The sequence below is a fragment of the Paenarthrobacter sp. genome, assembly GCF_031180005.1.
Taxonomy (GTDB): Bacteria; Actinomycetota; Actinomycetes; order Actinomycetales; family Micrococcaceae; genus Arthrobacter.
In genome coordinates this window covers 1-19732 of record NZ_JAPSHI010000016.1, presented here as the reverse complement: position 1 = coordinate 19732, position 19732 = coordinate 1, and the positions used below count along the sequence as shown (strand labels likewise).

20 protein-coding genes are annotated in these 19732 nt (G+C 61.9%); 5 read left to right on the top strand and 15 right to left on the bottom strand.

Features of this window, described 5'->3' with window-relative positions; genetic code table 11:
- Nucleotides 1-34: 34 nt before the first annotated feature.
- The 5 genes from RIF72_RS12805 to RIF72_RS12785 form a co-directional block, all read right to left on the bottom strand.
- Nucleotides 35-1123 carry a LacI family DNA-binding transcriptional regulator gene (locus RIF72_RS12805; RefSeq protein WP_309075261.1) on the bottom strand — a complete coding sequence of 363 codons (1089 nt, stop codon included), beginning with the start codon at nt 1121-1123 and terminating at the stop codon, nt 35-37.
- A 70-nt stretch (nt 1124-1193) separates the two neighbouring features.
- On the bottom strand, nt 1194-2591 hold the full coding sequence (locus RIF72_RS12800; protein ID WP_309075260.1) for a NosD domain-containing protein: 1398 nt from the start codon (nt 2589-2591) through the stop codon (nt 1194-1196).
- A gap of 46 nt (nt 2592-2637) precedes the next feature.
- Complete coding sequence (locus RIF72_RS12795; protein WP_309075259.1) at nt 2638-3603, bottom strand: carbohydrate ABC transporter permease; 966 nt, start codon at nt 3601-3603, stop codon at nt 2638-2640.
- Nucleotides 3603-4490, bottom strand: a complete 888-nt coding sequence (locus RIF72_RS12790) for a sugar ABC transporter permease (RefSeq protein WP_309075258.1) — start codon at nt 4488-4490, stop codon at nt 3603-3605. The genes RIF72_RS12795 and RIF72_RS12790 overlap by 1 nt, the downstream gene beginning before the upstream one ends.
- A gap of 72 nt (nt 4491-4562) precedes the next feature.
- Nucleotides 4563-5840 (bottom strand): sugar ABC transporter substrate-binding protein, encoded by a 1278-nt coding sequence (locus RIF72_RS12785; RefSeq protein ID WP_309075257.1) that lies wholly within the window; start codon nt 5838-5840, stop codon nt 4563-4565.
- Nucleotides 5841-6233: 393 nt separating this feature from the next.
- Here RIF72_RS12785 and RIF72_RS12780 point away from each other — a divergent pair, with 393 nt between their 5' ends.
- Genes RIF72_RS12780 through RIF72_RS12770 form a run of 3 tightly spaced genes read left to right on the top strand, consistent with a single transcriptional unit; the run spans nt 6234 to nt 10308 of the window.
- Nucleotides 6234-6416, top strand: a complete 183-nt coding sequence (locus RIF72_RS12780) for a hypothetical protein (RefSeq protein WP_309075256.1) — start codon at nt 6234-6236, stop codon at nt 6414-6416.
- A 59-nt stretch (nt 6417-6475) separates the two neighbouring features.
- Nucleotides 6476-7681: a NosD domain-containing protein gene (locus RIF72_RS12775; RefSeq protein WP_309075255.1), complete on the top strand. Its 1206-nt coding sequence runs from the start codon at nt 6476-6478 to the stop codon at nt 7679-7681.
- Nucleotides 7682-7719: 38 nt separating this feature from the next.
- Nucleotides 7720-10308 carry a GH32 C-terminal domain-containing protein gene (locus tag RIF72_RS12770; RefSeq protein ID WP_309075254.1) on the top strand — a complete coding sequence of 863 codons (2589 nt, stop codon included), beginning with the start codon at nt 7720-7722 and terminating at the stop codon, nt 10306-10308.
- Between the two features lie 70 nt (nt 10309-10378).
- On the opposite strand, the gene RIF72_RS12765 is transcribed toward RIF72_RS12770, so the two are convergent.
- The 4 genes from RIF72_RS12765 to RIF72_RS12750 are packed head-to-tail and all read right to left on the bottom strand — an operon-like array spanning nt 10379 to nt 13864.
- Nucleotides 10379-10771, bottom strand: a complete 393-nt coding sequence (locus RIF72_RS12765; protein WP_309075253.1) for a universal stress protein — start codon at nt 10769-10771, stop codon at nt 10379-10381.
- Nucleotides 10768-12360, bottom strand: a complete 1593-nt coding sequence (locus tag RIF72_RS12760) for a tripartite tricarboxylate transporter permease (protein WP_309075252.1) — start codon at nt 12358-12360, stop codon at nt 10768-10770. Before RIF72_RS12760 ends, RIF72_RS12765 begins: the two co-directional genes overlap by 4 nt.
- Nucleotides 12360-12863 (bottom strand): tripartite tricarboxylate transporter TctB family protein, encoded by a 504-nt coding sequence (locus tag RIF72_RS12755; protein ID WP_309075251.1) that lies wholly within the window; start codon nt 12861-12863, stop codon nt 12360-12362. Before RIF72_RS12755 ends, RIF72_RS12760 begins: the two co-directional genes overlap by 1 nt.
- A complete protein-coding gene (locus tag RIF72_RS12750) occupies nt 12860-13864 on the bottom strand; it encodes a tripartite tricarboxylate transporter substrate-binding protein (protein ID WP_309075250.1) in 1005 nt (334 codons plus the stop codon). The genes RIF72_RS12755 and RIF72_RS12750 overlap by 4 nt, the downstream gene beginning before the upstream one ends.
- Before the next feature lie 296 nt (nt 13865-14160).
- Between RIF72_RS12750 and RIF72_RS12745 the strand changes: the two genes are divergently transcribed.
- Both RIF72_RS12745 and RIF72_RS12740 read left to right on the top strand, forming a co-directional pair.
- A complete protein-coding gene (locus RIF72_RS12745; protein ID WP_309075249.1) occupies nt 14161-15759 on the top strand; it encodes a sensor histidine kinase in 1599 nt (532 codons plus the stop codon).
- Nucleotides 15756-16424, top strand: coding sequence for a response regulator (locus tag RIF72_RS12740; protein WP_309075248.1), 669 nt, complete (start codon nt 15756-15758; stop codon nt 16422-16424). The genes RIF72_RS12745 and RIF72_RS12740 overlap by 4 nt, the downstream gene beginning before the upstream one ends.
- Before the next feature lie 15 nt (nt 16425-16439).
- Here RIF72_RS12740 and RIF72_RS12735 read toward each other — a convergent pair whose 3' ends face one another.
- From RIF72_RS12735 to RIF72_RS12710, 6 genes are all read right to left on the bottom strand, one after another.
- Nucleotides 16440-16700 carry a type II toxin-antitoxin system RelE/ParE family toxin gene (locus RIF72_RS12735; RefSeq protein ID WP_309075247.1) on the bottom strand — a complete coding sequence of 87 codons (261 nt, stop codon included), beginning with the start codon at nt 16698-16700 and terminating at the stop codon, nt 16440-16442.
- The gene (locus tag RIF72_RS12730; protein WP_309075246.1) at nt 16697-16963 is read right to left on the bottom strand and encodes a type II toxin-antitoxin system Phd/YefM family antitoxin; all 267 of its coding nucleotides are present in this window, start codon (nt 16961-16963) and stop codon (nt 16697-16699) included. Before RIF72_RS12730 ends, RIF72_RS12735 begins: the two co-directional genes overlap by 4 nt.
- Nucleotides 16964-17006: 43 nt before the next feature.
- Entirely contained in the window at nt 17007-17177 is a 171-nt protein-coding gene (locus RIF72_RS12725) for a hypothetical protein (RefSeq protein ID WP_309075245.1), read from the bottom strand.
- Nucleotides 17178-17237: 60 nt separating this feature from the next.
- On the bottom strand, nt 17238-17708 hold the full coding sequence (locus RIF72_RS12720; RefSeq protein ID WP_309075244.1) for a heme-degrading domain-containing protein: 471 nt from the start codon (nt 17706-17708) through the stop codon (nt 17238-17240).
- Nucleotides 17705-18733, bottom strand: coding sequence for a Gfo/Idh/MocA family oxidoreductase (locus tag RIF72_RS12715; protein ID WP_309075243.1), 1029 nt, complete (start codon nt 18731-18733; stop codon nt 17705-17707). Before RIF72_RS12715 ends, RIF72_RS12720 begins: the two co-directional genes overlap by 4 nt.
- A 4-nt stretch (nt 18734-18737) precedes the next feature.
- Nucleotides 18738-19732 (bottom strand): sugar phosphate isomerase/epimerase family protein (locus tag RIF72_RS12710; RefSeq protein WP_309075242.1); only part of this gene is annotated, 995 nt, incomplete at its 5' end.

The window sequence follows — 19732 nt, the reverse complement described above, 5'->3', positions numbered from 1 at the left end:
GGTTTGGGGCGTCCGAGGCTGGACGCAGATGAAGTCAGGTGTTTGTGCGTGCGGACAGTTCTGCGCTACCGTCATCTGCCCCGGAAAGTGGGGAGGCCACGGAATGACGCAGGACCAAAGGGCAGGGAAGAACGGTGGGGTGGGCAGACAACAACTGCAGGTCCGTTTTTCCCTCAATGGCGTCGATCAGGTTTTTTGTTGCCCACGCGCCCATTTCATAGTGCGGAAGGGCAACCGTAGTCAGCGAGGGGTAAAGGTTTTCGGCAATGAGCTGCTGGTTATCGAACCCTACGAGTGAGAGGTCCTCGGGTATTCGCAAACCGAGTTTCCCGGCCGCCCTGTAAGCGCCCATGGCCATCCGGTCGTTGTAACAGAAGATGGCCGTGGGCCGGTTGGGGGACTCCAGAACCCGGAGCGTCGCTTGGTAGCCGCCCGGCACCTCGGAAAGTTCCGAGTGGACCAGCTCTTCGTGAAACTCCAGCCCGGCATCGGCCAGCGTGTCCTTGAAGGCCTTCAGCCGGGAGTGCGTTGCCGGTACGTCGTCAGTGTTGTTGATCATGCCAATCCGCGTGTGCCCCGCGTCAATCAAGGTTTGCACCGCAAGCCGTGCGCCACCGGCTTCATCGGGGATGACTGAGGAAACAGAGTGGTTGATGTCCTCGGAGTCCACCAGGACCGCGGGAACTCCGGCCAGATTCTTGGGAACGGACAGTTTCCGGTGGTACATGGTGGCGTACAGGATGCCATCCACCTGGCGATCCAGCAGATCAGCGACGTCGCTTTCGCGCGAATCCTGGGAACCGGTGCTGGTGGAGTTGATGATCATGATGTTGTACCCACGGGCCCGCGCCGTTTCCTCGGCCCCGAGGATGATCCTGCCTGCGTGTGGAGTGGTGGCAATTTCTTCGCTGATGAAACCGATCATGCCCGAACGTTGGGTGCGCAAAGCCTGGGCCAGCCGATTGGGTCCGTAACCCAGACGTTGGGCCGCTTCGTGGACCCGTTCCCTCGTTTCGTTGCCTACGCGGGCGTAGGCGACGTCATTGAGGACATGGGAGACGGTGGTGACAGAGACACCGGCCGCGGCGGCCACGTCTTTGATACCTACGGATCTTTTGGTCATTTCTCTCCCACGTCCTCATGGTGTTGATGTTTGCTGCTGATCCTACGTTCGGCCTGCTCGTCCCAGTAGGCTATCGAGGAATACCTGTAGTTTGGCTCGTTTGGGCGGTCCCTGCGGCGTTGAAACCAATGGTCGGTGTGGCCCTCACAGCGTTGACGCCCCTGTTCGCGATCACTTGGGCGTCATGTCCGGAATCAAGGATGGTATTCCGGGCCGAGGCGGAATCAACCAGGACCGCGGTCACCGCAAGGCCCTCCGAAGCCCCGGTGGTCAACAACGCATCCACTTGGGCCGAGAAGCAAGAGTCACTCGATGCAGCGCGAACGTCCATGGCCACCACGTGATTGTTGGAGACGAAGTTGCCGGCCCCCTCTGCCAGGCGGATGATCACGGGTGTGGCCCCTGATGGTCGAATGCTGGCTACGTCCACTATTTCGGAGAAGTGGTTGCCGATCACCGAGTTGTTGTTGCCGCTGATGCTCAGCAGCCCATAGAGGTCATTCCGCCCATTGTCGACTCCCAGGAAGGGAGTCCAGGGCTCGTGGTCCCTAAGGAAATGGTTGGTGGCCACGAGGTTCTCGGAACTGTTCCCTGCAAGAACCACCATCCCGGGGTAGAACGAGTGCAGGCGGTTGTTGGACACACTTGAACGCGTGACGCCGTCGAAATGGATGCTGCTGGCACCGCGGGGGAAGATGTTGTTCGCGGTGATCAGGAGCCCGCCATGGTTCTGGGCGTAGATCGAGTAACCCTTGAAGCCGGCCCCAATCAAGTTGTCGGTGATCTTTGATGCCTGGCCCCAGCCACGGAGTTCGATGCAGCTTCCGCATTCGGCAATGAAGTTGTCGTGAAGGGAAAGGGCGTCCGCCTTGTAGATGGTGAGCGCGTTCTCGAGGTAGACGAATCCCATCCCGTTTACCCGGAAGGAGTCATTGGCGCTGGCCACGTAGATGCCGGTCTTGCCGTTGACGTAGCTGTTCTCCGCAGGCAGCGCTGAACCATCCGGGGTGAAATGCAACCCGTCGATGCAGAAGTCGGAGAATTCCACCGAGCTGATCCGAGGGCTCCCGCTACGTTCGATGTAGAACGCGGCGCCCTTGGATTCGTCGTCCCTGAGTATGTCGTTGCTGAGCGGAAGATCGACGATGACGCGGCTTCCCCCGGGCCACATCTCATGGAGGTCCGGCCATTCATCCTCAGGAACATTGAATCGGATGCTCGAGGACGTGAAGCCGTGCCCCGAGCCCTGGATCTTGAGGAAGCTGACATCGATGACCACCTGCGTGCGGAGGTGATAGTCCCCGGGCGGAAGGTAAATCACCGCTCCCGGCTTGCCGCCGTCGTTCTCATCCTTGACCGTCTGCCGGTCCTTGATGTCCGCGATGATGCTGTTAATAACTTCACCAACGTCCTCAGAGGGGTTACCGATTGGCCACGTGGTGACGTCGTAGTAGTTGCTGCTGGACATGGGGTCCTCTCTTAGCTTGAAAGTTTCCGTAGCCTTGACCGTGCTCTTAGCCCTTAACAGCGCCGAGCGTCATGCCTGCCACGATTTTGCGCTGCAGGAGAAGGGTCAGGAGGATGACGGGGATCGAGTAGACCGCCGCGAGTGCGGTCATGGATCCCCAGTCCAGTCCGAACTGGGTCTGGAAGTTCGCGATAACCACCGGAGTAGTTTGCGAGCGGATGGCGGTCATGAGGAGGGCGAACAGGAATTCGTTCCACGAGGCCAGGAAGGCGAAGATCGCGGTGACTGCGATGCCTCCGGAGACCACCGGGATGACCACCCGCCAGAGTGCTCCGAGCCTGCTGCAGCCATCAACCGTTGCAGCTTCCTCCAAGTCGCGGGGCACAGCCTCGAAGAAGCTGGACATGAGCCAGATGGACAGTGGCAACGAGATGGTGGTGTGGGCGATGGACAAAGCGATGGGCGTGTCCGCGAGCCCTACGGAGGACATCATTGATGCCAGCGGGATGCCGATGGCCACCGGCGGGACCATACGCGTTACCAGTGCTGCCATGATGAACACCCGGCCGCTGGGAGTCTTGTAGCGCGTGATGCCGTAGGCGGCCGGGATAGCCAGGACCAGTGACAGCAGGGTGCTGATGATGGCTGTCTGCACGCTGTTGATGAACGAGGCCAGCACTCCGCTCCGGCCCAGCGCGTTGGCGTAGTTCTCCAGCGTCCATTCCGTGGGCAGAATGGTGGGCGGAACGGCGATGGTGTCGATCGGCGTTTTGAATGAGGTGAACAGCAGGTATAGGAACGGGAAGCCGTACAGCACCATGGCCGCCGCCAGCAGGATCCACAGGATGGTCCGGGTGCTGCGGCGTCCGGCTTCCAAGCCTTCGCGGTTGACGCCGCGACGCTGGCGCAGGCGCTGCGGTGCGGTGACTTTCGACGTCGGCTGTGCGGCTTGGCCGGTCACGTCGCCCTCAGTTGTGGCTCGGTTCCGTGGAATCGCGGTCCGGGAGCTCATCAGTTGTCCTTTCCTGGCCGCCAGATGGTGGCCACCGCGAAGAATGCGACGGCGAGCATCGCCAGCAGGTAGATAGTGCCCATGGCGCTGGCCAGGCCGGGATCGCCGAAGCGAATCATGGTGCGGTAGATCAGCAGGCTCATGGTTTCGGATGCGGACTGGGGGCCGCCGTTGGTTTGAATCAGGATGGTGTCGAAGGCGCGTGCGGCGTCGATTCCCCGGACAACCAACGCCACTGCGATCACCGGGCGGAGGAGCGGAAGGATGATCCGGAACAGGAGGGCAGGTGCCCTGGCGCCGTCCAGGCGTGCAGCTTCAATGAGATCGCCGGGGATGTTCTGCAGGCCGGCGAAAAGCACGAGGCACATGAAGGAGGTGGTGAGCCAGATGTCCGGGATCGCCACTGAGAACAGCACGATATTCGGATCTGACAACCACCCGATCTGGTTGGGGTTGGAGAGGATGCCCGCCTGGTGCAGGAGGGTTCCGATGAGGCCGAAGTTGTCGATCATCAGGAACTTCCACAGCAAGCCGGCGACAATCGGGGCGATCATCAGCGGGTACAGGAAGACGGTCCTCCATACCTGCGAGCTGCGCCCGAGGGCGGTGAACAGGAGTGCCATTCCCAAGCCGAGGGCGAACTCGAGGGTGACTACCACCAAGGTGTAGGCGAGGGTCCGCCACCCCGCCCCCATGAACGCTTCGGAGGCGAATGCGGTCACGTAGTTTTGGAGGCCCACGAAGTCACGCGGGCCGCCTGCGATGGGCGAGATCTTGAAGAAGCTGTCTGCAATGAGGCGGAATAGCGGGTAGGCCACGAAGATGGCCAGGAACAACGCCGCCGGGGTCATCAGGTATAGGGCGAAGCGGCGATCGGAGATGCGCACGATTTTCTCTTCTGCTGGTTGGGGCCGCGGCCGGCACGGGGTTTATGGTTCCGGGTGCCGGCCGCGGAGTCTTTACTTGAGGAGGTCCTGGATCTGCTTCTTGGCTTCGGCCAGGAGGGTCGCGGAATCGCCGCCGGCCACTGCCTTCTGCAGGAGCGGGACCAGGACGGTGTCAACGATTTGCTGCCACTTGGCTGTTGCCGGTCGGGTGGCTGTGGCCTTGCCGTTGAGGGTTTCGATCAGAGGCTTGAAGCTCTCGTATCCGGGCTGGTCCTGGTACTTCTCGAAGGCGGAAATGCGGGAGGCCAGGCCAAGGCTTGATTCAATGCCCAGGCCGTTGTGGTCGTAGGCACATTTGATGAACTTCTTTGCGGAGTCTGCGTTCTTGGTGGCCTTCGGGACGGACAGGTACCAGGGTCCCGGGACCCCAGCGACGCCGGCGCTGCCGCCAATCATTGCTGCGGCTCCCACCTTGCCTGCCACGGGTGAATCCGTGGGGATCTGACGGTAAGCGTGGGCCCAGAAGCGGGTCATGGCGGTCTTGCCCTGGTTGAACAGGTTCTGCGCTGCAGCCCAGTCCACCTGTGCAGCGCCTGGAGGCGCGGACTTTGTCAGGCTTACGTAGAAGTCGAGCGCTTCTTTGTGGGCTGCGTTGTCGATTACTACGTTGTCGCCGTCGAGGACCATGGGAGAGCCGGCCTGCAGGACGTGGGCCAGCCATTCAGTTTCCACGGCGCCCTTCACATCCGTGCCGTACATGCCGTCCTTGGTGAAGAACTCCGAGATGTCCTGGTACTGCTTCCACGTGGTGGGGGCGGCCAGTTCGTAGCCGTACTTTGCCTGGAAGTCGGCCTTGTTTTTGGCGTCTTCAAAGAGGTCTTTGCGGTAGAGAATGATCTCGGCGTTGGTCCACGCCGGCAGGCCGATGAAATGGCCATCGACGTTTGCTTCCTTGACCAGTGCGGGGAAAATGTCCTTCTTGGCCTCCTCGGTGAAGATCTCGTCGATGGGTTGGACCGCGTCCTTGAAGCTCGGGAGCCACACGGAGTCGAGGGCGGCGACGTCGAAGGAAACGTTGCCGGAGGAGAATTCACTGGAGAGCCGGTTGAACATGCCGTCGTACGGCAGTTCCACAAAGTTGACGTCGATTCCGGTGTCCTTCGTGCACTGTTCGGCAACGCCGGTGAGTTCGGCGTGACCGCCGGCTTCCACCAGGACGTTGACTGTGCCTGCGGCGCTACCCGACGTTGGTGCAGGGCCCCCTGCGCCGCATCCGGTAGCCGCGAGTGCGACGGCGGTGCAGAGGCCGCCAAGGGTGACGAGCCTGGAGATGGTGTTTCGAGTGGACATCGCTGTCGACTCACTTTCTCTCGAACGGGATGGCAAGACTATTTGGGGTGAAGAATCGTTTTGCCAAAACGACTTGGCAACACTGTAGGGGTGTGGGTTTGGGAGTGTCAAGAGTCACTTTGCCGGCCGGCTGTTGCCAAAAAATGGCCGAAGATTTTGTCGTTGACAGCCCGCTTCAAGGGCGCTTAGTGTAACTCCCAGTCTCGCGATAAATCGTTTTGGCAATTTTGGCAGGTTCCGAGGCTTGGAACTCGCACCCGGTCCCGCCGCTCGCTCCAGTCCTCGGGGTGCATTTGGCGGCAAAGGTAACGCCTCTGCAAGCCGCAGGACTCTGCAAGCTTTGCCACAGCAACCGGTCGCAGGCAGGCACGAAGCCCACTTCAAAGGAGAACTGTGAAACCACCCACCATCACCCTCAGCCGAAGGAGCATCCTCCGGATGTTCCCGGCGGCGGCCGTAGCGGCCGCCGCCGCGCTCTCTTCCCAGCCCGAGGTGGCGCAGGCGCGCGTTCCGCAGCAAACCCCTGGTCCTACGCCGGCCCCGCCCGGTCACAGGGCAATTATTGGAGTCCTTTAGGCCGATCAGCAGTGCAGCACACCGTTCAAGCAGTACCCCAACGATGAGGAGAACCAGCTTTGACCACTGTCTACGACGTCACCACTTGGAGCGTTCCAGGGAACCCAAGCGCAAGCCCGTATAACGACATTGGGCTCATCATGAACAGCATCATTGCTGACATCAAGAGCCAACAGACCAACCAGGCGTCCAAGCCTGGCGCCGTGATCTACATTCCGCCGGGAGACTACTCGCTTAAGACCCGTGTGAACGTGGACGTCAGTTACCTGACCATCCGCGGTTCCGGGCACGGTTTCACCTCGCTGAGTATCCGCTACAACGCTGGCAACACCTCAGCTTGGCATGAGATTAATCCTGGTGGCAGCCGAATCCGGGTGGAAAACACTGATGGGAACGGCGACGCCTTCCGCGTTTACCGGACAGGTGATCCACGGCTTAGTTCCGTGGTTTTCCAGAACTTCTGCCTGGATGGAGTCTCCTTTGGAGCCAACGAGAACGATTACGTCAACGGCAAGACTGGCATCCGTTTCGACTCCGCCAACGATTCCTGCAGGGTTGAAGGGATGGGCATGGTGTACCTGGAGCACGGCCTGGTGGTGCGGGACACGGATGCCCTCAGCGTCAGCGGCAATTTCCTCGCTGAATGTGGTTCCTGCATTGAACTCACGGGCTCAGGCCAGGCTTCCAAAGTCACGGACAACCTGATCGGCGCGGGTTTCGTGGGGTTCTCCATCTTCGCAGAGGGCCATTGGGGCCTTTTGGTCACAGGCAACAACGTGTTCCCGCGCGGGAAGAGCAGCGTGCACTTCAAGGACTGCGGCCGATCTTCCATCACTGCCAACCGGTTCCATGCTTTCTACCCGGGGATGGTGAATTTTGAGGGGAGCTGCACCGAGAACCTCGTGGGGGCTAATCACTTTCTCCGTCAGATGGAACCATTCGACCCCCTTAAGCCGTACAACAACGGACTGGATGATCTCTTCGGCTTGGTTCATATCGCCGGCAGCAACAACACCGTGACAGGAAACCACTTCAGCTACGACGTCCCGTCCGGGTCCGTAAAACCGTCGGGACAGACGCCCACCATCATCCTGGTGGCATCGGGGAACAACAACTTCATTGCCACCAACAACACGGTGTCAGCAATCGCGGTGCACACCGTCACCCTTGACTCGTCCACTACAGGAACCAAAGTCCTGGACAGCGGAACCCAAGCTCAGTTCCAGCCGTTCCAGAGCAGCCACTCGTTCAGGGCGACGCCGTAACCACTCCCAGGCAAGCACTCTTGAAAGGTCTGTCAAAGATGACCAGACGCACCAAAGCTTTGCTGACACTCGGGACGGTGGTGGCCCTCGCCGCTGCTTCGTTCACCATCGCGACGAATGCTGCGGCTACAGGTCCGGATCCGTCCACGCAGCAGTATCGGCCCTATCTGCACTACACACCCGAGGCCAACTGGATAAACGATCCCAACGGGCTCGTCTACCACAACGGCAAGTACCACATGTACTACCAGTACAACCCTGAAGGAACGGGGTGGGGGAACATGAGCTGGGGTCATGCCTCCTCAACAGACCTGATCCACTGGGAGGAACAGCCGCTCGCCATCCCGCGCGGCCGCGACGGAAACAATAACGTCATCGAGGAGATTTTCTCCGGATCAGTGGTGGTAGACACCCAGAACAGCAGCGGGTTTGGGACCTTGCAAAACCCGCCTTTAGTGGCTGTGTACACGAGCAACTACACTGGGGCCCATCCGAGTCTGGCCGGCAAACAGGCCCAATCACTGGCCTATAGCCTCGACGACGGGCACAGCTGGACCAAATACGGCAGCAATCCCGTCCTCAACCGGAATACCTCCAGCTTCCGGGACCCCAAGGTTTTCTGGTACGACAACCCGGCCGGAGCAGACTATTGGGTGATGGCGGCGGTGGAAGCCGATGAGCGCCGGGTCCTTTTGTACAAGAGCACCAACCTGAAGGACTGGAACTACCTGTCGGATTTCGGCCCGGCAAATGCCGTTGGTGGGCAGTGGGAGTGTCCTGACCTGTTCCCCCTACCCATTGATGGCAACCCCAACAACATCAAGTGGGTGCTGGCCGTAAACATCAACCCCGGTGCGGTCGGCGGCGGCAGCGGCGGACAATACTTCGTTGGGGACTTCAACGGGACAACATTCACCGCCGACAACATCGACCCTGCCGGCCAGCTTCCACCCGGCGACGTCCTGGCCGGTTTCAACGGCGGCAACTTCACCGGCTGGAACATCCAGAACGATCCATCCAACAGTTCCGGTCCCTGGGCAAGCGCACCGGCCACAGGGGCCCTCCCGGGGCAACAGCAAGTCACCGGACACATTGGCGCCGGGTTGGTGAACAGCTTTAACGGTGGAGACACCCCGGTTGGCACCATGGAATCCGCACCTTTCACACTGGACAAGGACTACCTTAACTTCCTCGTCGGGGGCGGAAAGCATGCCCGGCAGCCCGGACAGCAGTCAGGTAACCAGGCTCCGCCGGGTTACCTGCTTTTTGATGGCTTCGACTACTCCGGAACGCTGACTCAAGCCGGCTGGCAACAAGCCGGCGACTTCCAAGCGGCACTGAACCCGTCGACGTCGGGCGGCGAATTCGCTATCGGGAAAAGGATCAATACTTTCGAAGGTGGCCCCTACCAAGACAACAATGTCGGCACCATCACGTCCCCTGAGTTCTATCTGACCAACACCAATATCGCATTCCTCCTCGGCGGAGGCAGCCGCACCGACGGGCAACTGCAAGTCGAGCTGCTGGTGGGTGGGGTGCCAGTCCGCACTGCGACCGGCGCCAACTCGGGGGACCTGAATTGGCAAAACTGGGATGTTTCCCCTTGGCACGGCCAGATCGCGCGCATCAGAATCGTGGACAACGCAACTGGCCCTTGGGGTCATCTGACGCTGGACAACATGGTCCTTGGCTCCGAGCCAGCCAAGATCCGCAGCAGCGAAACCACGGTGAACCTGGTGGTCAACGGTCAGACCGTGCGGACGGCGACCGGCTCCGATTCCGAACACTTGAGCTGGAACGCTTGGGACGTCAGCGCCTATAAGGGCAGCCAGGCCACCATCAGGATCGTGGACAACAACCGCGGCGGATGGGGGCATATCCTTGCTGATGAGTTCGTCTCCTCGGACGTATCCCACTTGGAAAAGCACGATTGGCTGGACTGGGGCCGGGACTACTATGCCGCGGTGTCCTTCAATAATGCCCCCGGTGGTAAGCGGATCATGCTGGGCTGGATGAACAACTGGGATTACGGCCAAAACACGCCCACTTCAACCTGGCGCGGAACCATGGCACTGCCGCGCGAGGTGGTGTTGACCCAGACATCCGCCGGACCAAGGTTGAGGCAGCAAGTGGTGTCACAGGTGGACGCCCTAAAGGACGCGGGAGCAAGCTACACCGCATCCTCCCAGGACATCCAAGCTGGAACCACCACGCTTCCAATCACAGGCGACGTGGTGCAGATAGACGCTGAGTTCTCACCCGGAACTGCGTCCGCTTTTGGCCTGAAAGTCCTCGGGAACGCCAACGAATCCACCCGGATCGGCTACACCACTGCCACTCAGCGGCTCTCCGTCGACAGGACCAACTCCGGCAACGAGGGCTTCCATCCCGCCTTCAGTTCAGTCGAGGACGCGAAGGTGGAGTTGCTCAATGGCCGGCTGCGGCTGCGCCTTTATCTGGACAGGGCGTCCGTGGAGCTCTTCGCGCAGGACGGCCTGACAGCCATCACGGACCAGGTCTTCCCAACCGCCGGCGCCAACGCCATCTCGGTTTTTTCCGAAGGAGGCACTGCTCGTCTTGAAAGCATGACCGTGACGCCGCTCAACCCAGCGATGTGGGGCGGCTAAACCGGCCAAACGCACGACGGCGGCTGGTCACCCAGGCGACCAGCCGTCGTCGTGCGTTTTATGCCTTTAGTTATTCCGCTTTGACCGCCAGGACCGGGCAGTCCGCCTCCAGCAGGATCCGTTGGGAGACGCTGCCCATGATGAGCTTGCCAACCGGGCTGCGGCGGCGAAGGCCGATGACAATCAGATCGGCATCATTCTCGTCGGCGGCGTCCAGGACTTCGGCAGCCGCGTCATGGCCGCGGACCGGTTGCTTGATGATGTGCTGGATGCCCTGATCGGCTAGACGGTCCTCGATGCTCTGGATGTCCGGTTCCTGGGCGTATCGGTTGTCCACCAGGGCGTCGCCCTTGGAGGAGTTGATGACCAGCAGGGTGTCATTGCTCTTCTTGGCCTCGGCGATGGCCTGCGTCAACGCTGCTTCGCCTTCTGGTGTGGGGACGTATCCCACCACGATGGTCATGGTTTCTCCTGCTTTCGGTGGGTCGGTGTGGTCGATTCGATGGGGGCGGCTGTCTCCGGTTCTTCGGGAGTTGACTGCGCAGACGGCACTACGAGCGCTGCCACGGGACGGTTGCGGCGGATGAGCTTGAAGATCAGCGGCCAGGCCAGGATGAGCGCCACGATGATGTAAACCACGATCGCGATGGGCTCGCTGAACAGGCCAGCGGGATCGCCGGCGCTCAGCTGCAACGTCTTGCGGAGTTGACCCTCAATGCGCGGACCCAGGATGACGCCGAGGATCAGCGGCAGTACCGGAAGTCCGAAGCGCCGCATCATGAATCCGAGGGCACCGAGTGCCAGCAGGAGCACAAGGTCGAAAGCCTGCAGGTTGACCGAGTACGCACCCAGCGTCGCGAAGAACAGGATGCCTGCGTAAAGGTACGGGCGGGGGAGTTGCAGCAGCTTGGCCCACACGGGTGCCAGGGGCAGGTTGATGAGCAGGAGCAGGAAGTTGCCGATGAAGAGGCTGGCAATGAGCGCCCAGACCAGCGGGCCTTGGCTGGAGAACAGCTGCGGACCGGGCTGGATGCCGTAGGACGTAAAGGCGGCGAGCATGACGGCGGCTGTTGCGTTGGTGGGCAGGCCGAGGGCGAGCATCGGAGTCAGGGTACCGGCAGCGGCAGCGTTGTTGGCAGCCTCGGGTCCAGCGACACCTTCGATGGCACCCTTGCCGAATTCTTCCGGGTGCTTGCTGAGCCGCTTCTCGGTGACGTAGGAGAGGAAAGTGGGGATCTCGGCACCACCAGCCGGCAGCGCGCCGAAGGGGAAACCGAAAGCCGTGCCGCGGAGCCAAGGCTTCCAGGAACGGCCCCAGTCCTTCTTACCCATCCAAGGACGACCCACGGGAATGACGTGAAGGGGCGTACGGCGCAGGTGGGCGGCAACCCAGAGGGCTTCACCCACGGCGAAGATTGCGACAGCAACAACCACGATGTCCAGGCCGTCCACCAGCAAGGGCTGGCCGAAAGTGAGTCGGCGTTGGCCGGTCACGGAGTCGATACCCACCAGCCCGATGGCCAAACCAAGGGCCAGGGAAGCGAAGCCGCGGAGCCTGGACGAGCCAAGGACGGCAGTCACCGCGAGTAGGGCGAGGACCATGATGGCGAAGTAGCTGGGAGCACCCAGGCTGACGGCGAATTGCACCACGATGGGTGCGAAGACCGCCAGTAGCGCGGTGCCGATGGTGCCGGCGATGAACGAGCCGATGGCCGCGGTGGCAAGCGCCTGTGCGGCCCTGCCGGCTTTGGCCATCTTGTTGCCTTCGATGGCCGTCACCACCGACGACGATTCCCCTGGTGTGTTGAGGAGGATGGAAGTGGTGGAACCGCCGAACATGCCACCGTAATAGATACCGGCGAACATGATGAAGGCGCTGGTGGGCTCCAGGGCGGCGGTGACAGGAAGCAGCAACGCCACAGTCATGGCCGGGCCCAGCCCGGGAAGGACGCCGACGGCGGTGCCCAGGAGGACGCCGATCACGGCGAACAAGAGGTTCATAGGGGTGAGGGCGGTGGCAAAACCGTCCATCAGGGAGGACCAGACGTCCATTAGAGGATTCCTTCCAGGAGCCCGGCCGGCAGTGCGATGCCCAAGCCGAGGTAGAAGCCGTAGAAGGTCAGCAAGGACAACGCGACGGAAATAAGGCCGTCACGGAGGTAGCGACGACTGCCGAGCGCCAGCACGCTGCCCCAGAAGAGGACCGTTCCGGAAATGACCCAGCCGGCCCAGTCGATGAGCAGGATGTTCAAGATGAAAGCACCGGCCAGCGGGAGGACGGTCTTCCAGTCGGCAGGGTGTGCCAGGTCGACGTCTTCGCCGCCCTCGGCCTCGCCTTTGCCGCCGCGGAGGACGTTGATGGCAAGGAGAACAGCGCAGACGATCAGCAAGCCGGAGACAATGAACGGTACAGTCTTGGGCCCCACCGGGTCCGACTGCGAGTACGGGGTGACCAGGCCGTTCGCGTCCAGGAAGACCAGGACGCCTACCGCGCCGAGCAGGAGGGCTACCCCCAGCTCGGCGCGGCCTTTCAGGCCTGTGGCTAAGGAGCTCACGCCAACCCGAGCTTGGTCAGTACGTCCGCCACCCTCTTGTCCTGGTCTGTCAGGAACGTCTGGAATTCATCGCCGGTCACGAAGGCATCGGTCCAGCTGTGGGTTTTGAGCGTTTCCTTCCAGGCTGTGGAAGCGTGCATCTTCTCAAGTGCGGCGATCAGGGACTTCTTGTCGTCCTCGCTGATGCCCGGAGGGGCAACGACGCCACGCCAGTTGGTGAAGACGAGGTCAATGTTGGACTCCTTCAGCGTGGGAGCGTCGACGCCTTCCAGCCGGTTCTCGCCACTGGTGGCCAGAACACGGACCTCACCGGACTTGATCTGCTGCAGGTACTCGCCGGCGCCGGAAGCGGCGAAGCCCAGCTTGTTGCCAAGGATGGCGGGCAGAAGGTCGCCACCGCCGTCGTAAGAGACGAAGTTGACCTTGGTGGCGTCGATGCCCACCGCGCCGGCCAACTGCATGGGCAGGAGGTGGTCCGGGCCGCCCGGCGAAGAACCGCCGCCAACTGCGATGGAACCGGGGTTGGCCTTCCACGCCGTCACCAGGTCATCGATGGTTTTGTAGGGGGAATCCTTGCTGACCATGATGGCGCCGGGTTCCTCGATGAGTTTCGCCAGCGGGGTGGTCTCCGTCAGCTTCGACTCGGACTTGTTGGTGTAGCTGGCTCCAACAACGCCCAAGCCCATGAGCATGGTGAGGTCACCGTTGCCCTTCTCATTGACGATGCGGGCAAGGCCCACCGTACCGCCCGCACCCGCAAGGTTGAACACTTCGGTGTTGGTGGAGATCTTCTCGTCGTCCAGTACCTTGGCGGCTGCCCGGGCGGTGGTGTCGTAGCCACCGCCCGGAGTGTTTGGAACCATGATCTGGAGTCCGGTGATCGGACCTGCTGCACCGGTGCTGTCAGAACCGGTGGACTTACCTGTAGCACCGCAGCCGGTGGCCATCAGGGCGAGGCCGGCGGCGACGGCGGCGACTCGCAATGCGCGGATCTGGCGCATGGTGTTCCTCTTCTCATCATCGAAAATTCGGTGCAGGGCGATCAGCGTTGTGCCCTGTTCACTTGATGCTAGGTCCGGGCGTGACAGGGATCACTCTTGTGTTCGCAGTGATCTTTAAGTTCATTGCGTTCACGGTCTTCTGCGGTCTGAGCTGGTCTTTCGTGCCACTGGGGTCTTCTGTGCCACTGGGGTATAGTTCCGATACGCCACGGGGGAACTGTTTTTCCCCCGCTCCCAGGCGCCACCAAAGGAACCCAGCAGTGACTCCACTCACGCGACTGTCTCGAAGAAGAGGCATGTCCCTGGCAGGGCAGTACCTTGTGCTGCAGTTACTGATCGTCCTGGCAGTTCTTGTTGCCGTTGTGGCCATTTCGTTGGCCCAATCCGCCGCCACCTTCGAACGGACTGAAGGGCGCCGTGCGCTGCTGGCTGCTGAAGCCTTGGGCAGCAACCCCACTGTTCGCGCGCTGCTGCCTGAGGCCGAACCGCGCGTCGGTTCAGCCCTCCCTGCCGTTGCCGAATCCGTGCGTACCGTTTCGGGATCATCACAGGTGGCACTCGCCAAACTTGACGGCACCGTAGTGGCTTCATCGGATCCCGGACTGTTGGGCCAACCCTTGCCGCTGGGTGAGAGCCAAGTGATGGAAGGGCGCGCCTGGACAGGTGTCCTGCCAGGCAGCAGCGGTGCCGTGCTGTCCGCCCACGTCCCCGTCCTGGACGATTCCGGAAAAGTCATCGGTGTAGCATCCGTCAGCAGGAACTACCCATCCACCATCGAGCGGCTGGGGGACGCCATTCCCAACCTGCTGACCTATCTGGGTGTTGCCAGTGTTTTAGGCATTGCGGGATCATTCCTGCTGTCCCGCCGCGTCAAGCGGCAAACCCTCGGCATGGAACCGCGGGAAATCACCGGTCTCGTGGAGAACCGTGAAGCGATGCTGCAGGGCCTGAAGGAAGGCGTGGTCGCTTTGGACCCCCACGAACGCATTACGGTGGCCAACCAAAGCGCCAGGCAACTCCTTGGCCTGCCACCGGATTGTGTGGGAAAGAAGCTGCGATCCCTCCACGTGGACCCCGCGCTGAAAATAGTCCTCACCCGCGAGCAGTCAGATGCGGATCAATTGGTGTTGGTAGGGGAGCGGCTGGTGGTCATGAACCGCGTTGCCCTGCGTTCCCACGGACGCGACATCGGCTCCGTCACCACCTTGAGGGACCGGACCGAGCTGTCCTCCCTCGAGAGTGAACTCGGCGCCACCAAGACCGTGACCGATACTTTGCGGGCCCAGGCCCACGAGTTCGCCAACCAACTCCACGTCATTTCCGGCCTGATCCAGATAGGCGAATACGATTCCGTGGTGCAGTTCGTCAATGGAGCCACCGTAGACAGGACGCGGCTCAACGACGACGTCACCAGCCGCATCGAGGACCCCGCGCTCGCAGCCCTGCTGATCGCCAAGGCCAGCCTGGCGGCGGAGCGGGGCGTGGAGCTGAAGCTGGATCCCAAGTCCGCGCTGCCACGCGTCAACGAGGAACTGTCACGCGACCTCACCACCGTGGTGGGAAACCTGGTGGATAACGCGTTCGACGCCGTCACTGGACTTCCCGGGGCCTCGGTAGGCGTGCTGGTTGCCGACTCGGGAGACGAGGTTACAGTGACCGTCAGGGACAACGGTCCCGGGGTGCCCTCCGGCTCCGCGGAGGACATTTTCCGGCAAGGCTTCTCTACGAAAGAGCCCGGACCCGGCGATGCGCGGGGCTTTGGCTTGGCGTTGTCGCGGGTGATCTGCCGGCGCTCCGGGGGTGACCTGACGGTGGCCAATGATGAAGGCGCCGTGTTCACTGCACGCTTCGACAAGCACCACTCCAACTTCGACAAAGGGGCAACGCAGCCGTGATCAAGGTTCTGATCGTCGACGACGATTTCATGGTGGCCAAGGTCCACGCCGGGTTCATCCAGCGGACGCCGGGCTTCGGGGTGGTGGGCGTGGCGCACACGGGAGCCCAGGCTGTGGTGGAAACCGAGCGGCTGCAGCCAGACCTGGTGCTGTTGGACATCCATCTCCCGGACATCAACGGGCTGGAACTCATGCACCAACTCCGGGATGTGGCCCCGGACCTCGATGTACTGGTGATCAGCGCTGCCCGGGAAGTGGAAACCGTCCGAAAGGCCTTGCGGGGCGGGATCGTCCACTACCTCATCAAGCCGTTCTCTCAGGCTGACCTGCAGGAGCGGCTGGAGCATTACCTCAGCGCTTACCAAGGCTTGGACGCCTCCAAAGTGGAGGCCGAGCAATCCGACGTGAACCGGGTCTTCGGCTTGGGCGCTTCCGAGCGGAGCCTGCCAAAGGGCTGCAGCGTTGAGACGCTCGAGCTGGTTGAATCAGCCTTGAAAACAGCGCCCGGTGACCTCTCTGCCGCCGAGCTCGCCGAGCAGCTGGGGACCTCGCGGGTGAGCGCCCGGCGTTACCTCGAGTACCTCCACGACGAGGGAGCGCTGGAGGTCAGACTCAAGTACGGCGTCGGACGCCCTGAAAGGCGATATGTGCTGAAGGGGCGGTGATTCGCCGGGCGCGCCTTAGTGCTGGTAGATGTCGCGTCTGTGGCCCGTGGCTACCACCAGAACGAGGAGCTGTGCGTCACGAATCTCGTAGATGATGCGGTAGTCACCGGTACGTACACGCCAGTCGCTGATGCTTCCGGATAGCTTTTTCGCCCCTGGCGGGCGAGGTGTTTCGGCGAGGATCTCGATGGCGGCCTGGATGCGTCGGCGAGCATCCGGCGGGAGCTTTCGCAACTGGCGGACGGCGGCAGGCGCGAGTTGTACTGCATAGCTCAAGCCAAGCCCAGCTCAGCTTTGACTTCCTCCCACGGCACCGCTTCGTCGCCCGTCTCGGTCATTTCGGTCCGCGCAGCGTTTGCTGCGCGGAGGTCGTGGAGGTCTTCAGCTGCCTCGATTAGCTTCGCGAGATCCTCTGCATCGATCAGCGCAGCGACGCGACGACCACGGCGCAACAAGTACACCGGTTCATGGCTCACTCGCGCGGTATCGACCGCTTCGGAGAGCCGGCTACGCGCAACGGTTACTGTCATCTCGCTCATAACCTGATTTTAGGCTTATTTAGCGAAAATGTACATTTCGGCGCTAAGCGCTCATGCGGCCGATTTCCAGCCCAAGACCGGGCGCGGCGGCGGAATCGGTGGGAATCTCTACCAGCCCCTGCGACGCCCGGGCCGTGCTTCCGGACGTGTGGTCGGCTTCCCGGTACCCACGGATTAATAGCCGGTAAGGGACGTTGCGTTGTGTAGAGTTCATTCGCTCAATCGAGTGAAGCCGCTTACCCAAATCAAAGCCGATTCCTGCTAGAGAGAGTCCCTAAATCCCCACCGTTTTCAGATAGTTGCGGATCCCGTCCACCGCCATCTGGTGGTCCTCGTCCGAGGACAAACCGGAAACCGTAACAGCACCAATTACGCCTGCGCCTCGTACGCGGATGGGGAACGATCCGCCGTCGAGCGTGTAGTCCTCCGGGGCCAGCCACCCGCCGCCAAGGGGGTTGCGTTCGGCAAACTTTTCACCTAACAAGGCCGTGCTGTGCTCAAACCGCAGCACGGCAGCAGACTTGCGGCGGATCCATTCCTCCTGGTCGGCGGTGGAACCGGGAAGGACGCAGCGGAAGAGGACTATGTTGTGCCGCCGTATATCGATCGCAACCCCGAGCTCCGAGGCGATGGCGTGGTTGGCGATCAACGAGCCGAGCCGCCATGCGTCATGGTGATCGAACGAAGCGAAGACCAACTCTTCTTCCTGCTGGCGGAGTTCGGCAAGGCGCGGTGAATCACTCATTCTTGGGTTCCTTCCAGGGTGGCGTCAGATTCGTAGCGAAGTCCGATCTGTTTCCGGATTTCGTCCATGGCAGCCATGATGGCCACGGTCTCGGCCGGCGGCAAAATGGTACCCGCCGTCTCGCCGGCGCGGATCAGGCGTTCGAGTTCTGCCGCCTGGTACTGCATGCCCCGGCTGTTTACGGGCTGCTCGTAGCGCTCCACAACAGTGCCATCAGCCCCGAAAACCGTGAACGGAACCGGGTTGTACCAGGTGTGTTCGATGTCGATCCACCCATCGGTTCCGATGACCATTGCGCGGTTGGCGCTGGCGGCGTCCAGCTCACAATCAACGATCGCTTGGGCGCCGTCGGGGTATTCGAAGATTGCCGCCGTTTGGCGGTCCACGCCGGTGGCCGACATGGAAGCGCTGGCCTTGATCGACGCAGGTGTGCCCAGGATGTCGAAAGCAAAAGAGATCGGGTAAATGCCCAGGTCCAGCAGCGCTCCGCCACCGAGTGCAGGATCGTTGAGCCGGTGGGCCGGATCCTTGGGAAGGCTCTGGTTATGTGTGGCCACCACCTTCCGGACCTCGCCAATAGCGCCGGCCGCAATAAGCTCCCGGATGCGGACCATATGGGGAAGGAACCGCGTCCACATGGCCTCCAAGGCCACAAGCCCCTTGGACTCTGCCAGGTCAATGATGTCCTGAGCCTCGCGGGCGTTCATGGTGAACGCTTTCTCCACCAGCACGTGCTTGCCCGCATTCAACGCCAGCAGGGCGTTCGCGTGGTGGAAGGGGTGGGGTGTGGCGATGTAGACGACGTCAACCAAAGGGTCAGCCGCCAAATCCTCATAGCTGCCATGCGCCGTGGCAACGCCATACTGCTCCGCGAACGCCTTGCTCGATTCCAGTGAGCGCGAGCCGACCGCCTGCACGGTGAAGCCGTTCTCGTTCAGGTCCTTGGCTTGGAGCCCGGCGATAAATCCGGTGCCGAGAATGCCCCAGCGGATTGTTCCATCAGAGGTGCCATTGCTGAGAGTCACGTGCTTAGTCCTTGCTGCTGAACGCGGCGTCGAAGCTGGTTTGGGAGGCCGGGAAGTCGAACTTTTTCAGGGCGGCCAGGGCTTCGGGGGCGCCGTGGAGGCGGTCCATGCCGGCGTCTTCCCATTCCACGGAGATGGGTCCGTCATAGCCGATGGCGGTGAGGGCGCGGAAGGATGATTCCCAGGGCACGTCCCCGCGTCCGGCGGAGACGAAGTCCCAGCCGCGGCGCGGGTCGCCCCAAGGCAGATGCGAGCCCATGACCGTGTTCCGGCCGGTGGGGCGGAGCTTGGTGTCCTTGCAGTCCACATGGTAAATCCGGTCCTTGAAGTCCCAGATGAAGGACACCGGGTCGATGCCCTGCCACATGAAGTGCGAAGGGTCCCAGTTCAGGCCGAACGCTTCCCGGTGGCCGATCGCTTCGAGGGTCCGGACGGTGGTCCAGTAGTCGTAGGCGATCTCGGAGGGGTGCACTTCGTGGGCGAAACGGACCCCTTGTTCGTCGAAGACGTCCAGGATGGGGTTCCAGCGGTCGGCGAAGTCCTGGTAGCCGGCGTCGATGACCTTTTCGGGGACGGGCGGGAACATAGCGACGTACTGCCAGATGGAGGAGCCGGTGAACCCCACCACGGTATCCACGCCCAAAGCGCGCGCGAGGCGGGCGGTGTGCTTCATTTCCTCGGCGGCGCGCTGGCGGACGCCTTCGGGCTCCCCATCACCCCACACGCGGGAGCCGACAATGGCTTCGTGGCGGAAGTCGATCGGGTCATCGCAGACGGCCTGGCCTTTGAGGTGGTTGGAGATGGCCCAGACCTTCAGGTTGTACTTCTCCAGCACAGCGAGTTTGGATTCGACGTAGCCGGGCTCGTCCCAACGCCAGGCGTCCAGGTGGTCTCCGGAAACGGCGATTTCCAGGCCGTCATAGCCCCAACCGGAAGCGAGGCGCGCGACTTCCTCGAAAGGGAGGTCGGCCCACTGGCCAGTGAACAGGGTGTACGGGC